Here is a 12,356-nt window from a genome sequence, read left to right as displayed (position 1 = left end):
AATTATTCATTTTTTAAGGCTTTTTGAGCTATCTTAATAAGAAATTGAATTTGCTCTATACATTGACTTGCAAATCTTTTACTCTCAGCTTTTAATTCATTCCAATCATCAATTGTTAGAGATTCTAAGTTAAACCATATTGGATAATTACCTCCTGATGTTCCTCTCTTAATAAAAGTTTCATTTTCATTAGACTTAGCATCTTTATCTTTAGCCCCGTCTATGGGCTTAGCCTTTTCTAATTGCACATAATTAAAGATTTTATCATATAAAGCTCTATTTGTTGTATATAAGCCATAATAGTACTTTGATGTTTTATCATACCAATAATATATTTTCAAATCTTGTGGCAAAACTCCCCCGAAGACCGAGAAACAAATGTATTCTTCTGCCGCACTATCAAACTTGCATTGCATATTATTTTTCTCGCAATACTCTTGGATTTTGGTCATAAATTTTTCTTTTGCAATTTTAGTAAATACGGCACCATAGTTTTCGTAAATTGCTTTTGCTGCTACTAAATTTTCTTCGAGTTCTTTGCAAACCTCTTCTTTATTTTTATCGTTCATATCTTGATGAGTTAATGTTTTTAAATGATTAATGTATTGTGCTATTGTTTCTCTGACATATGGGTATTTTACGGCATGTTTCAAACAATTCTCCAGCCAATTAATTATCGTGTCTTTATAGGAAATTTTGATATACTCAACTAGTTTTTTATCATTACTTGTACAACTTTGTGCAGACGCATCACAGCCGTCTAAGGTTAAATAAATAATTGAATATTTATATCCATTTTTCTTTGCAAAATCATCATACCTAGACAATTGCTGACTTTGGTCTTGCGCATATAATTTATTCTCTATGATTAAAGCATTTTCGCCATCTTCTATAAGAATATCAATCCTGCCTTCAGGAGTGTAATATTCCAAAAATAATTTTGCTTTTTCTTTGTCTAAGGCTACCACCTCCTCATTATTAGGCAATAGATTAAGCGTTTCTATAAATTCATCTAGAAAAGCATTTTTTAAACCATGTGAACCTTTTGGGTTTAAAAATTCGCCCAAAATTCTTGAATGCATCAATTCATAATGCGCAACTCCACACAATCCAAAAACATTGAAACGTGCTCCCGTGGCATCCAAGATTTCGTCGTTATGTTTTTTAATCTTTCCTACTTTATTCAGTAGATTTTTTATTTCATCCATAAGCTTAATTTTTAATCAATCAAATTTAGATAATTTTATTTTAATATTATAATTTTTACACATATTTACCACTTTCTACATTCAAAACACAAATGCAACGCTTAAATAATTTAAAACTAAAAGCGTATGCAAAGAGAAGAAATCAGACCTTTTTTGGTAGTACAGAAGTTTGTACCCATTCCCGTAAATCATTTAGAACCTAAGCAGTACATATATGAATATGGTATTGTAGTACAGGTGTTGAAACAAGAAAATAATATTGAGGTATTATTTTCTGGTCGTTCGTGGATAACTTTTAAACCTAAGGATATTTTATATCATCGTGTGGCTGTGAAAAAAGAAGAAACCGATTTTTTTATAGAAAGCCGATAGGCTTTTGAGTGGGCTCGTCTCAAGTATCGGTAAAATCTAACGGCAAAAATCCCTGTAAATGCGACAATATCAAGAGGTTAATAATTATTATTTGTGTGAAAAGGTTCAGCTTAGACCTACTAGCCTATTGCATTATAGTTATGTGATGGACTTACGAAATTACGAAGTAGGCTATGCTCCTACTTTACGCCAAAATCTAAACAAGGAAAAAACAGAATTAGATGAGTTAAACGCACTAGATGATATTTCAGAGTTTGGTTCAATTGTTAAATATGCTGAAAAGTGTGTTGAGTTGTATAAGGAGAAACAACAAGAAGTGTATAATGAGAAAGGGCATGTTTTAAAGGATTTAGGAACGCTCTCGGATACTCAAGTAAGGAATATAAAAAAGTATGCTATTTTATTTGCTGACGCAACTAAATCAAATAAAGACAAATATTTATCTTTTGTAACCTTGACCTTGCCCAGTGCGCAAATACACCATGATAGAGTGTTGCGTAAAATACTGGCTAAATACCTTGACCATTTAAAAAAGGTCTATGGCTTGAAAAATTATTTATGGAAAGCTGAAACTCAAAAGAATGGAAATTTGCATTTTCATGTGTTGATTGACACGAAAATCCCTCGTGAGGATATTCAGCGCATATGGAACCAGTATATAAATAAATATGGTTATGTTGATAGATATTCTGAAAAGATGAACCGCTTAACGGCTAAAGAATATATGGCTAAGTATTCAAAAAATTATAAATCAGAAAAAGACTGCATACTAGCTTACCAGCGTAATAAAAAAATGGGTTGGAGCAATCCCCCAAGTACTAAAATTGAAACGCCAAAGAGTAAACGAAATATAGTTGCGTATGTGGTGAAATATCTATTAAAGCAAGAAGAAAATAAACGCCCAGTAATTGGTGCGGTGTGGGGCGCATCAAATAAGGTAAAAAAACTCAATTATTTAAATTTTGAAGTTAGCAGTTATTTAGAGGAGTTAAACCACTTGCGGGGAAAATTGGAGTATGTGCCTACTGCTATTCAATTTGTAGAGTTGTATAAAGGTAAAGTATATCAGATGATCCGCAAGGGATATAAAAAATTAAACGAGCATTTAAAAATTTATAATAAAGCCATAAGACAGTTATTAGATACCGATTTGAGTATAAATTTAGACCAGTTAATCCAATTAATTTATGAAAAACAATACACAGAACTTGCAAATAATTAGTGCTAAGGAGCTAGCTAATTATTTAGGCGTAAGCTATTCCACTGCACGCATGATAAAAAAAGATATTTTAAGCCACTATAAAAAGAAATATCTAACGCTAAAGCTCGTAAAAAAATATTTTGATGATTAGTGTCAAAAATTGGTATAAATCGCTTAAAAGTGGTAAAAATCGCTAGATTTTAAAAAGTGCTTTTGCATGCTTAATATCTTTGTTTCAGAAATTTAAAATAAGATATAAAAATGAGAGTAACATTAGCAAAAGCAACCGAGGTGCTGGAAGTTAAGGAAAGTGCAGCGGGTTTGATTTTAAAAGGTAATTCAAGTACCGATTTCGGACAGGTGCAAATTGAGTCTTACCTAGTAGATGAAACCTTTACTAAAAAGGTTTTGGTGCCAAAGATGAGCGTTAAGCTATTTACAGAATTGTTGGGCGTTCATTTTGTTAAATTGCAAACAACAATTGGTAGCGACAAAGTAGCGGTAATTCCTTTTTCTAAATCTGGAAGTTTGCCATTAGGTGACAAAACTTACATTGAGTTCCATGTATCGGGTGGACAAGCACAGAATGTAACTGCAGAAACATTTGAGGCTATTGGAAGTGCAGAGCCTATTTATGTGCAACAAGTGAAGCTTGACCAAAATATATCTGTAAAGGATGTTGATGTATTAGCATTTGATTATTTGGTAGCTGAAAAGACACCAAATGAATTGCAAGTTATCAATGCACAGGGCAAAACAAGGATTTCGCAACTACAACTTGATTATGCAAAAAATGCAAGGATTGATGAGTTATCGAAATTACCTGCATTGGATTTAACAGGCTTATACACCTTAGCAGTGTATAAAAATGTAGGAGAAGAATTTACATTCTATTTGTTAGACGCAAAATAATATTGAAATGATTGGAGCAGTAACAGCGGTAAGTAGTTTAATTGGAAGTGTGGGGGGCGGTAACGCCTCCGGCTCCTCTCTTGGTCAATTTGGAGGAAAGATAGTAGGCGGTGTATTAAGTAAGATAACTGGGGGGTTAGATAGCGTTTTGGCAAACGGCTTTGATTTGCATTGTTGGGGCTCGAGCTGGTCGCCTAGTAGAGCGATGAAAGAAGGAACCACAATCGTTGAATGGATTATTGAACAATCTGGGTTTACTAAGGTAGCCAGTGCTGACAATTTTAATAAGGCGTTACTTTATTTAAAAGTTTGTGCAAGTGGTTTTCCATGGGGAAAAGATTGTACGCGTAAAGGTACCGAGGCACTAGCTGCAATGATAACAGAGGCATATGGTAGAATGCTGAAAGAGTATCAGACAAGATTTACTTATGTTGGTGATAAGGAATATCCAAAAGGAACTGATGTAAACTTAAATTTCCCATTCCGTGACACTTCAAGAGGGGATGCCGTGAGTAAGGAAGTTTTGCGCGTGCCATTCTTTAGAGAAAAAACAGATGCTGAAAGACAAGCAGATAGCCAAGCAGGTTCATCGGATTACAGACCTAGTAAGGATCAAACACTTAAAACAGGAATGCCTACAGAAGGTGCGTATCCTGCGGTAACAGACGGGGAGGTATATGGAAAAGCTACTGGACATGTTGGGCGAAATGACAATAACATTTTGTATTTATTACTAGGAGGGGCATTGATTTATTTATTAACAAAGAAAAAATAACATTTAAAAACAAAATAAAGATGAAAGAATTAATAACAAAAGTTGATAGTTTTTTACTAAAGCCATTAAGTGGTAATGGTGCAGGGACAAGTATTGCGACCTTTTTGGTTTTAGGATTGGGAGCAGTGATTTTATCCGTGTACATGGGCTGGATTAAAATCAAAGGAAAAAGAAGAGGCTGGTAATTATTAACTAAAAAAGTATAGAAATGGCGTATAATAATGGATATAGTAATGGTTGGGGTGGAAATCCCAACCCTAATTTTAACCGAGGTTATGACCGAGGTTATAATAATCAGAGACAACCTAAAAAACATTCTGGGGCTAAAGCTGGACAATCCAAGAATGGAAGGTTTTATGTTACGGCTTGGAATTATTCAAAGCAAAGAGGACTAATCACAGTTAGAGCATTTGAAAACTCTAAGAGTGTGCGCTCGGAGTCTCCAAACACTGGAAATAGATTTATAACCACGATGTTTGAGGTATTTTACAAAAAGACAGGCGCAAAGGTTCTAGAAATAGCAAGTTTCAATGTGAATACTGGAAAAGTGTATTTACAAAAGCTAGGAATGGTAATTTCAACTAAAGCACCTAATGGTGGATATTTCGGACAAATTAAAACTAGATAGTTATGTTTAAAAATATTAGAAGTTTGATGAAAAGTATTCCAACATTGTTGAAATATGTGCAATGTGCAAAAATTTGCTTGCACCATGCGTATGAGGCAAAAAAGAGATAGATACGCTTTTTGATGATGTGGAGGGCAACGAGCCAGAGTACTTGAATGAAGAAGAACTTGCGGGTGTTCCTACGGATAAGGAACATATGTGGTAAAATATTGAGAGATGACAAGTAAATTAATTACAAGTGTTTTAATTGCAGTGGTTTACATTGGAATGATTATGTTATCAGATGTGTTGAAGGACCACATTAAAGATAGTTTTAAAGGATGAAGTTTTTAAGTGATTTGATGAAGAATAGTAAGCTATTGGCGTTATCGCTGATAGCTTTTATAATATTTTTGTTAGTTCGTAGATTTAATAGAGTTGTAACTGTTGTTAAACAAAAAATGGAGGATGCAAAGCCTTTGGTTTTAAAGGAAAAAACTACAGAACAGTTTGTGAAGACAAATTTTAGATTTTGGTCTGAAATGTTTAAAATGTTTTTTTCGGTTGGATCCTTTGACCCTTATTATGTTACACATGGTGTAAGAACGTTTAAAACTCCATTGGAATATGGGATAGAGTTGGGGAAAAGTATTGTTCCAATTAAGACAAAACCAAAGTTAAACAATCAACCTAAGAGCTCCGCACCAAGTCCAAAGTTAAATAATCAACCTAAGATACCCGCACCAAAACCAAAGCTTCACCCAGAGTGGCAAAAGGTTTTGGATAAATTTAATAAATCGTTATATGGGCAATAAGAGAAGAAATAAAAGAAGAGATAAAAAAATGACATATTTAAAAGCAATTGCCCTGCTAGCTGGAAGTTGGTGGGCTTATAAAATATCAAAACCAAAGTCTAAAGTGGAATTTGGAGAATTGGAACTTGTGGGCGTTGATATTGTGGAAAATTTAGATTTTGAAAAATATAAAGATGAGCGTCTACAAATAAATGGTTTTGATGCTGGTTCAAATTTATTTATTGAGAAAAAAGTATTTGAAAAGGCTTTGTCATTAGTGAAAAGTGGTAAAATGAAAACCAATCACATGGCGGCTATTCTTGCTAATATAATGATAGAATGTCATTATAATGAAGTTTTAGACGAGGAGCCAAGTCGTAAATGGTGGAATGAAAATTATTTTGGTGATTTGAAATATACACCTAGAAATTATTTTGGATATAGATATGGTAATTCTTCTAAATCTAGAAATGGAGGAAAAAAAGGTAAAGAGATTGGTAATAAATCTTTTGAAGATGGATATACTTTTAGAGGACGAGGATTGTGTCAGCTTACTGGACGATTTTTGTATGAAAAGTTTTCGAAGGTTAATGGGGTTGACGCTGTATCAAATCCAGATTTAGCGAGGGATTTTGATATGAATTTTAATTATATGGTTTGTGCATTTATGCATTGGAAAGGTGCTTTATTTAATGGTTATAATTTAAATAGAGTTATGCCAGAAAATAGTTTGGAATTTTCTAAGTCTAGAATGATTTTAAATTATGGTGAGTATGTTTCTAAGAAAATAAGAACCACTTAATAAATTCAAATGGAATGGCGTTTTATAAATTGTTAAATAAATTTTTAGAAGATGACACAGCGAGAAAAAAGAAAAATTAAGTTTTGGTTATTCATCTTTTTAATAATCTATCTATTATTTAGATTGACCAAAAAGACGAGTATAAAGGAGAAAGTAAGCACAGGAGATAATTCCTTGTTGCCACTGGATACAAATAAATTCAAGGAACCTGTGAGTTTGCCCAAAGTAGAAAAACCAAAGTTTGATAAGGTTTTTGCAAAAGGCGGTTCTGCAGTGAGAAATGAAAAAGCATTTAGTCAAAAAGTTGATGATATGATGCAATCAGAAAAACAGAAGGGAAAAATACCAGTAAAAAGTGATGTGGTTAAAAAACTGCAGGAGGAGCAGGCAAATGATTTTTGTTCTGAATGTGAGGAAGAAAAGAGAAGGGAGCAGGAAGAAAGAAAGCGTAAAGAACAAGAAGAAATTAGAAAGAAGTTGCTTGAGAAGAAAAATAATTGCAACCAAATAAGTGAAGTTCCTGTAAAATTTCATTATGATTGTGAGGAGCCCGAGAAAGTTAAAATAACTGGCATGGGTGGACTTGCTCTATTTAGAATGCCATCAACTGGGCATTGCAGGGTATTAAATTTATATGGTGAAACTACACGTGTAATTCAGAGTTATAATGATGGGGAAAAAGAATATCTTGTTGAGCATGGGCATTATATAGATTTGTTGGGATATGTAAAGGCGCAGGTTTCAAATATTCAGCTTGATAGTAATGGGGGTTTTGAACAATTGAGTTAAACAAAAAATAAAGAGATATGACAAATTTTGTAGATAGGACAAAGATTTATAGTATATTAGGATTTACGGGGGCGGTTTCGTTTGATGAGCTAAAACCGCTTCTAGCAAGTTTATTGGCTATTGTGCTTGATTTTGCGTATAGCTTTGCAAAAAAGAAAATTAAAGATTTAAAAGATAAAAAAGATGAGTGATTGTGTGATAGTTATTGATAATAGAAAGTTTAGGAGTGAGCTTTTGTGTCGAGAGGTTTCTACAATTGATTTATCGGATAATTGTTATTATCAAGTAGGTCCATATTTTTATACCGCTAATGCATTTAAGCGTTATTTGATTGACAAGTCTCATTATGTTATTTATAAAAGGTTGATACCATTGGACGGAGAACCTGTGAAAGATTTACCAAATTTTATAGATGGATATGATTCAAATTCAGCGATTTTGTTAAGTTATAATGTTGGAACTTTTTATGATGGTTTTGTTGTAACGAAGAATAAAAACGGATATCACTTTAGAAATAGTACTAGTAAATTTGTTGGAGTTTATTTAGATGTACCAGATCCGTACAGTAATGAAGTATGCCAATTAGAATCTGGACAGGAATTTGATTATAAAGGATCAGGACCATTTGTTTTATATAATGGAGATGAAGAAATAAGGGGCATTGAATAATGAGCCATAAGAACGATTATAGCTGTATAGTTTTCGGATCATTCGGGGTATTCAAAATGCAATATGTGCATGATTTGTATAAGTTTAGCCAGTGGCTTGATAGTTCCAAGTTTAGAGATTGGAAATATTTTAATGTGTATGACCGTAGGACTGGGGAGTATTTAAGACGCTTCTATAACGGAAACTATATACCGAGGTTTTTAAATTAGTTTGTTATAATAATGAGAGAGACTGCACCTTTGTTGGTGTGGTTTCTTTTTTTTTATCTTTTTGCTTTGCAATATTTGGCATTTATTTTGATAATGGTATTAACATATTTAAAAATCACTTAAAATTATTATCATGAAAAAAATCTTACTATCATTTGGACTATGTTTAGCCGTAACCGCTGGGTTTGGACAAAGCAAAGAGGCTTATAAAGAAATTAGAAAGTATTACACTGAAAAACAGATAAAATACATTGAAAAAGAGTTAAAAAGCTTTTTTGGTGATGATGGATATACTCGAGATAGGGTTATTTATTTTTGGCAAAATTATGAGGATTACTCATATCCAAAAGGTGAAAAGCAAAAAAAGGCTTATTATAATTATTTCATCTATCCATATATAGGTGAGTTTCCAAATCGTTTATTTTATCAAGTTAGTCTTGTTGAACCTAAATATATAGACTAATGGCACGGAGATTTAAGCATTTGGACTTGCACGATAGGGCGATGATAGAGGCTTATTTAAAAGCTGGCTGGTCTATCTCGAAAATAGCTCGTGAACTGAAAAGGGATAAATCTACTATAAGCAGGGAGGTAAAGAGGAACCGAACGAAAAAAGGAAAATATAAAGCAAAGACAGCACAGACGCTCTATTCTGAAAAGAAAGAGCGTTTTTTGCGTTATAGAAGGTTCACAAAAGAAATTGAGAAAAGAGTAAGACAATTTTTGTATAAAAGATATTCACCGCTCCAAATAGTCGGTTATTGTAAAAGCCTGGGACTGGAAATGGTATCAGTTGAGAGGATTTACCAATATATAAGAGAGGATAAGCGAAAGGGAGGTTATTTGTATAAGTATTGCCGTCACGCTTTGAAAAAGAGAAAGGCGCAAGTTTCTAAAATAGTTGAAAAAATAAAGAACCGCGTAAGTATAGAAGAACGCCCGCAGGTTGTGAATGAGCGTAAGGAGTTCGGACACTGGGAGGGTGATTTGATAGAGGGCAAAAATCATAAGGGTTATTTGCTGACACTTACGGAAAGAGTATCAAGGTTTTTATTTATTAGATATTTACCTAGTAAAAGTGCAGATGTTGTGGCAAATGCGATGAATGATGTGCTGCTTCCATATAAAAAAGTGGTCAAATCAATAACATTGGATAATGGGCTGGAGTTTGCAAGTCATGAGATAGTGGCAAAGAAATTGCAATCAAAGATTTATTTTACAAATCCATACTCTAGTTGGCAAAAGGGACAAATTGAGCATATGAACAAACTTGTTAGACAATATGTAAAAAAAGGTTCGGCAATTACAAAAAGTACCGCTAATAATCTGAAATCGGTGCAAAAAGAGATAAACGATAGACCGTTTAAAGTGTTAAAGTTTTGCAAGCCTCGTGATGTTTTTTTTAATTTTGTGGATAATGTTGCATTTAGGGGTTGAATCTAGCATTAAATTTTTCTCCGTTTAGTTCTCGAGAAACAAAAAACACCGAAGCCAATAGGTATAGAAAAAACGAACTGATTAAAATATTTCGTTGCAATGTAGTAAATTCCGAGAGATTAAAAAAATATTCAATCATGATTTTGGCGAAAATAATGACTGCCAAAAGAGCTCCCATGAAATAAAAACCTACAAAATCAGATTTTTTATTTAAAACAATCATCAGCCCCACCTGAAATGGGACGAACAAGAGTATCCAAAAAAACTGAAATTCAAACCATTTTTCAGGCAAAATTCCTACGCTTTGGCTCCAAAGAAAATGTAGAAAAAGGGCAATAATTAAGGCTATTATGATTTTTAAACCAATTTTCATTTATTAGTATTTTTAACTAATTCGTACAAAAAAAATATAGAAATGAGCATTCCTACAATCGTAAAACCTAGCGTAAACCAGCTAGATTCGGTTTGATAATGCTCGTCACACCACCGCCCTGCCCATGCAGCTAGATACATCACCACACCGATTTGAATTCCTACCGAGGTTAATTGTAACCATGTATTTTTACTTTTGCTTTTCATTTAACTTTATTTAACATTTACTATATTTCTATTCCCTCCTCACTTAACATACCTCTAGTGCCTTCAAAATTAAACATATTTTAGTATTTATCAAGACAATCATTTAATCTCTAGAGTACAAAAAAAAGCCAAATCAGTATACTGATTTGGCTTAAAATTTTATTCAAATTTTATACTTAACATTTACTGTTTCAAACAACGAATAGGGAATCCATCTGCCATAGATCTAGCATCACCACTTGCGGGATCACTTTCAGTCTCATTAAACATAAGTGTCCACGCATGTGAATTATCAATATGCGAACTAGACCAATAATACCCATCTAAGTTAAATTTAGAGAATCCATTAGACCAATTATGCCAGCCTGGAACAGTTAATTTAAGGACATCTTCATTCCACATTGAATTATTTGACAGTGCATCAGAAGAACCTGTTATAGCTTTGTGTAAAGCGACGAAATCATCTTGAGTAGGAACTCTATAGCCTTTAGGACATGGGGTATTACTACCATTTGCTTCCCACAAGTTATAAATTTCCCCAGCTTTTCCTGACACCCAGGTCAATGAACTTCCGTTATTGAAAAATTTATTACTATTAGGATTCGTCCAAGAATCAAACAAAGTGTTAGTATTTGAATATTTAGGCGATGGTCCAGATAGATTGTTCGTATAAGTATCCCATTTCATCAATTCATGCCCATCTGGTTTTCTTTGCCATTGGAAATAAGAACCATACGCTTTCCAATCTTTTTTATTTGCGGCTTGTGTTTCTGGGTTAAATTCTGTAGCCCCCACTCTTGTATACTCTGCCCCTAAGTTGTTATTTAGCCAAATCTTTCCATCGGGCCCTTGCATAGGCATGTAAATAAATTCATGTTCCTTTTCCGACGAACCATACCCTACACAATCTAGAGTAGTTTTATCAAGACATTTATCTGCTACTCCACCTGTTGCGATCAACCGAACTACAAATTGTGTTCCGTTGATTGGAAAATCAAATTTTGCAATTTCATACTCTTCATCAGGCTGAAGTAGTTTTATTTTATATTCTTCAGCTGAAGCTACTTCAGCATTTAAAACCCCTGAACCAGCAAGATTTCCCTCTGGAATTATAAGCGTAAGCTGTGGTGTTTTCCCATCTTCTCCTGGTGCCGCTTTTTGCGTAACACTAATGCTTTTGTAAGCCCCCTCTCCTTGAGAATATGGGATTTTAATTGAAGCTTTTTTAGTTGTATTATTGATTAATCCTTGAATTGTTTTTTCCTTATACTGTAAAGAAAGTATGTATTTAAGTTTTTCTTGCTGTCTCGTATTATTAATCTCTTGCGTTGCATTAAGCTTAAATTCGTCTTTATCATAGCTAAAAACAGCCTTTAAAGGAGAACCTAATTTTGGTTTTTCTAAAAATTTATACGATAGCACAACCGATTGCCCTGGCTCTATACTTACATCGCTATTTTGCCCCGATTCTATTGGAATATTAGTCACTCCACTTGTTAAAGTTACAGCATTTGAAAGATTCAGATTATTAATTGGCTTAGAGGTATTATTTCTAAGCGTAAATTTCACAAAATTTTCTCCAGAGGGTGCATCTTCCATAAAAGCACCACCAAAGCCACTTGCACTTACAATTAGTTCTTTTTTAGTTCCTACACCACACGAACAAAAACATTCCCATCCTACCTGGTCGCCATAATACATTTCTAAACACTTCCTTGTAGTATTATAAATCATGGTTCCTTCTTCTACATTTTGGAACTCACTTCTCTGATCCGAGCTTAATTTTGGAAAAATAACACCTTGAGCTTGTGTTGCTGATAATTTGCTATTATAAAGGACATCCAATATAGCCTTAGGGTCTTCTGTACCTATTCCCACCCTACCATCATTTTGGGCACTCAAAGCTTGAAAGCCAAAAACAAACATTGATGCTAGCAAAACTTTCTGTTTCATATTCATATATTTTAAATTCATAATTTTATCGTATTTGAAAAATATTTTC

The 12,356-nt window shown here is 33.5% G+C and carries 18 protein-coding genes; 14 read left to right on the top strand and 4 right to left on the bottom strand.

All coding sequences use genetic code 11. The features are described from left to right. Positions 1–2: 2 nt before the first annotated feature. Complete coding sequence (locus ORNRH_RS07985; RefSeq protein ID WP_014791344.1) at positions 3–1,208, bottom strand: PDDEXK-like family protein; 1,206 nt, start codon at positions 1,206–1,208, stop codon at positions 3–5. A 126-nt stretch (positions 1,209–1,334) separates the two neighbouring features. On the opposite strand from ORNRH_RS07985, the gene ORNRH_RS07980 reads away from it, so the two are divergent. The 14 genes from ORNRH_RS07980 (at position 1,335) to ORNRH_RS07930 (ending at position 9,775) form a co-directional block, all read left to right on the top strand. Then, positions 1,335–1,580, top strand: coding sequence for a hypothetical protein (locus tag ORNRH_RS07980; RefSeq protein ID WP_014790218.1), 246 nt, complete (start codon positions 1,335–1,337; stop codon positions 1,578–1,580). Positions 1,581–1,638: 58 nt separating this feature from the next. Next, positions 1,639–2,802 (top strand): rolling circle replication-associated protein, encoded by a 1,164-nt coding sequence (locus ORNRH_RS12365; RefSeq protein ID WP_014790511.1) that lies wholly within the window; start codon positions 1,639–1,641, stop codon positions 2,800–2,802. A 240-nt stretch (positions 2,803–3,042) separates the two neighbouring features. Further along, the gene (locus ORNRH_RS07970; protein ID WP_014790221.1) at positions 3,043–3,693 is read left to right on the top strand and encodes a hypothetical protein; all 651 of its coding nucleotides are present in this window, start codon (positions 3,043–3,045) and stop codon (positions 3,691–3,693) included. A 7-nt stretch (positions 3,694–3,700) separates the two neighbouring features. Beyond that, entirely contained in the window at positions 3,701–4,468 is a 768-nt protein-coding gene (locus ORNRH_RS07965; RefSeq protein ID WP_014790262.1) for a hypothetical protein, read from the top strand. 20 nt (positions 4,469–4,488) lie between these two features. Further along, complete coding sequence (locus ORNRH_RS12360; protein ID WP_014790223.1) at positions 4,489–4,653, top strand: hypothetical protein; 165 nt, start codon at positions 4,489–4,491, stop codon at positions 4,651–4,653. Positions 4,654–4,676: 23 nt separating this feature from the next. Continuing rightward, positions 4,677–5,096: a hypothetical protein gene (locus ORNRH_RS07960; protein WP_014790512.1), complete on the top strand. Its 420-nt coding sequence runs from the start codon at positions 4,677–4,679 to the stop codon at positions 5,094–5,096. A gap of 320 nt (positions 5,097–5,416) precedes the next feature. Further along, on the top strand, positions 5,417–5,890 hold the full coding sequence (locus ORNRH_RS07955; protein WP_014790226.1) for a hypothetical protein: 474 nt from the start codon (positions 5,417–5,419) through the stop codon (positions 5,888–5,890). Further along, positions 5,880–6,671: a hypothetical protein gene (locus ORNRH_RS11670; RefSeq protein WP_014791343.1), complete on the top strand. Its 792-nt coding sequence runs from the start codon at positions 5,880–5,882 to the stop codon at positions 6,669–6,671. Before ORNRH_RS07955 ends, ORNRH_RS11670 begins: the two co-directional genes overlap by 11 nt. Positions 6,672–6,722: 51 nt before the next feature. Continuing rightward, complete coding sequence (locus ORNRH_RS12420; protein ID WP_014790264.1) at positions 6,723–7,460, top strand: hypothetical protein; 738 nt, start codon at positions 6,723–6,725, stop codon at positions 7,458–7,460. Positions 7,461–7,477: 17 nt separating this feature from the next. Next, positions 7,478–7,651, top strand: coding sequence for a hypothetical protein (locus ORNRH_RS12355; RefSeq protein ID WP_014790229.1), 174 nt, complete (start codon positions 7,478–7,480; stop codon positions 7,649–7,651). Beyond that, positions 7,644–8,129, top strand: coding sequence for a hypothetical protein (locus ORNRH_RS07940; protein ID WP_014790475.1), 486 nt, complete (start codon positions 7,644–7,646; stop codon positions 8,127–8,129). The genes ORNRH_RS12355 and ORNRH_RS07940 overlap by 8 nt, the downstream gene beginning before the upstream one ends. Further along, positions 8,129–8,338 carry a hypothetical protein gene (locus tag ORNRH_RS11985; RefSeq protein WP_014790516.1) on the top strand — a complete coding sequence of 70 codons (210 nt, stop codon included), beginning with the start codon at positions 8,129–8,131 and terminating at the stop codon, positions 8,336–8,338. The genes ORNRH_RS07940 and ORNRH_RS11985 overlap by 1 nt, the downstream gene beginning before the upstream one ends. A 133-nt stretch (positions 8,339–8,471) precedes the next feature. After that, a complete protein-coding gene (locus ORNRH_RS07935; protein ID WP_014790517.1) occupies positions 8,472–8,801 on the top strand; it encodes a hypothetical protein in 330 nt (109 codons plus the stop codon). Next, positions 8,801–9,775, top strand: a complete 975-nt coding sequence (locus tag ORNRH_RS07930; RefSeq protein ID WP_014790518.1) for an IS30 family transposase — start codon at positions 8,801–8,803, stop codon at positions 9,773–9,775. Before ORNRH_RS07935 ends, ORNRH_RS07930 begins: the two co-directional genes overlap by 1 nt. On the opposite strand, the gene ORNRH_RS07925 is transcribed toward ORNRH_RS07930, so the two are convergent. The 3 genes from ORNRH_RS07925 to ORNRH_RS07915 form a co-directional block, all read right to left on the bottom strand. Continuing rightward, on the bottom strand, positions 9,765–10,148 hold the full coding sequence (locus tag ORNRH_RS07925; protein ID WP_014791342.1) for a hypothetical protein: 384 nt from the start codon (positions 10,146–10,148) through the stop codon (positions 9,765–9,767). The two genes, ORNRH_RS07930 and ORNRH_RS07925, sit on opposite strands and share 11 nt — an antisense overlap. After that, positions 10,145–10,354 (bottom strand): AtpZ/AtpI family protein, encoded by a 210-nt coding sequence (locus ORNRH_RS07920; protein ID WP_014791341.1) that lies wholly within the window; start codon positions 10,352–10,354, stop codon positions 10,145–10,147. Before ORNRH_RS07920 ends, ORNRH_RS07925 begins: the two co-directional genes overlap by 4 nt. 183 nt (positions 10,355–10,537) lie before the next feature. Beyond that, positions 10,538–12,307 carry an FISUMP domain-containing protein gene (locus ORNRH_RS07915; RefSeq protein ID WP_036601839.1) on the bottom strand — a complete coding sequence of 590 codons (1,770 nt, stop codon included), beginning with the start codon at positions 12,305–12,307 and terminating at the stop codon, positions 10,538–10,540. Between the last annotated feature and the right edge of the window lie 49 nt (positions 12,308–12,356).

It is taken from the genome of Ornithobacterium rhinotracheale DSM 15997 (genome assembly GCF_000265465.1).
Lineage (GTDB): Bacteria > Bacteroidota > Bacteroidia > Flavobacteriales > Weeksellaceae > Ornithobacterium > Ornithobacterium rhinotracheale.
This window is presented reverse-complemented; position numbering and strand designations above follow the sequence as displayed.

Excerpts from the sequence above, each read along its gene's own strand:
- ORNRH_RS07985 (WP_014791344.1), bottom strand. The coding sequence starts at position 1,208 with ATGGATGAAATAAAAAATCTACTGAATAAAGTAGGAAAGATTAAAAAA.
- ORNRH_RS07980 (WP_014790218.1), top strand. The coding sequence starts at position 1,335 with ATGCAAAGAGAAGAAATCAGACCTTTTTTGGTAGTACAGAAGTTTGTA.
- ORNRH_RS12365 (WP_014790511.1), top strand. The coding sequence starts at position 1,639 with ATGCGACAATATCAAGAGGTTAATAATTATTATTTGTGTGAAAAGGTT.
- ORNRH_RS07970 (WP_014790221.1), top strand. The coding sequence starts at position 3,043 with ATGAGAGTAACATTAGCAAAAGCAACCGAGGTGCTGGAAGTTAAGGAA.
- ORNRH_RS07965 (WP_014790262.1), top strand. The coding sequence starts at position 3,701 with ATGATTGGAGCAGTAACAGCGGTAAGTAGTTTAATTGGAAGTGTGGGG.
- ORNRH_RS12360 (WP_014790223.1), top strand. The coding sequence starts at position 4,489 with ATGAAAGAATTAATAACAAAAGTTGATAGTTTTTTACTAAAGCCATTA.
- ORNRH_RS07960 (WP_014790512.1), top strand. The coding sequence starts at position 4,677 with ATGGCGTATAATAATGGATATAGTAATGGTTGGGGTGGAAATCCCAAC.
- ORNRH_RS07955 (WP_014790226.1), top strand. The coding sequence starts at position 5,417 with ATGAAGTTTTTAAGTGATTTGATGAAGAATAGTAAGCTATTGGCGTTA.
- ORNRH_RS11670 (WP_014791343.1), top strand. The coding sequence starts at position 5,880 with ATGGGCAATAAGAGAAGAAATAAAAGAAGAGATAAAAAAATGACATAT.
- ORNRH_RS12420 (WP_014790264.1), top strand. The coding sequence starts at position 6,723 with ATGACACAGCGAGAAAAAAGAAAAATTAAGTTTTGGTTATTCATCTTT.
- ORNRH_RS12355 (WP_014790229.1), top strand. The coding sequence starts at position 7,478 with ATGACAAATTTTGTAGATAGGACAAAGATTTATAGTATATTAGGATTT.
- ORNRH_RS07940 (WP_014790475.1), top strand. The coding sequence starts at position 7,644 with ATGAGTGATTGTGTGATAGTTATTGATAATAGAAAGTTTAGGAGTGAG.
- ORNRH_RS11985 (WP_014790516.1), top strand. The coding sequence starts at position 8,129 with ATGAGCCATAAGAACGATTATAGCTGTATAGTTTTCGGATCATTCGGG.
- ORNRH_RS07935 (WP_014790517.1), top strand. The coding sequence starts at position 8,472 with ATGAAAAAAATCTTACTATCATTTGGACTATGTTTAGCCGTAACCGCT.
- ORNRH_RS07930 (WP_014790518.1), top strand. The coding sequence starts at position 8,801 with ATGGCACGGAGATTTAAGCATTTGGACTTGCACGATAGGGCGATGATA.
- ORNRH_RS07925 (WP_014791342.1), bottom strand. The coding sequence starts at position 10,148 with ATGAAAATTGGTTTAAAAATCATAATAGCCTTAATTATTGCCCTTTTT.
- ORNRH_RS07920 (WP_014791341.1), bottom strand. The coding sequence starts at position 10,354 with ATGAAAAGCAAAAGTAAAAATACATGGTTACAATTAACCTCGGTAGGA.
- ORNRH_RS07915 (WP_036601839.1), bottom strand. The coding sequence starts at position 12,307 with ATGAAACAGAAAGTTTTGCTAGCATCAATGTTTGTTTTTGGCTTTCAA.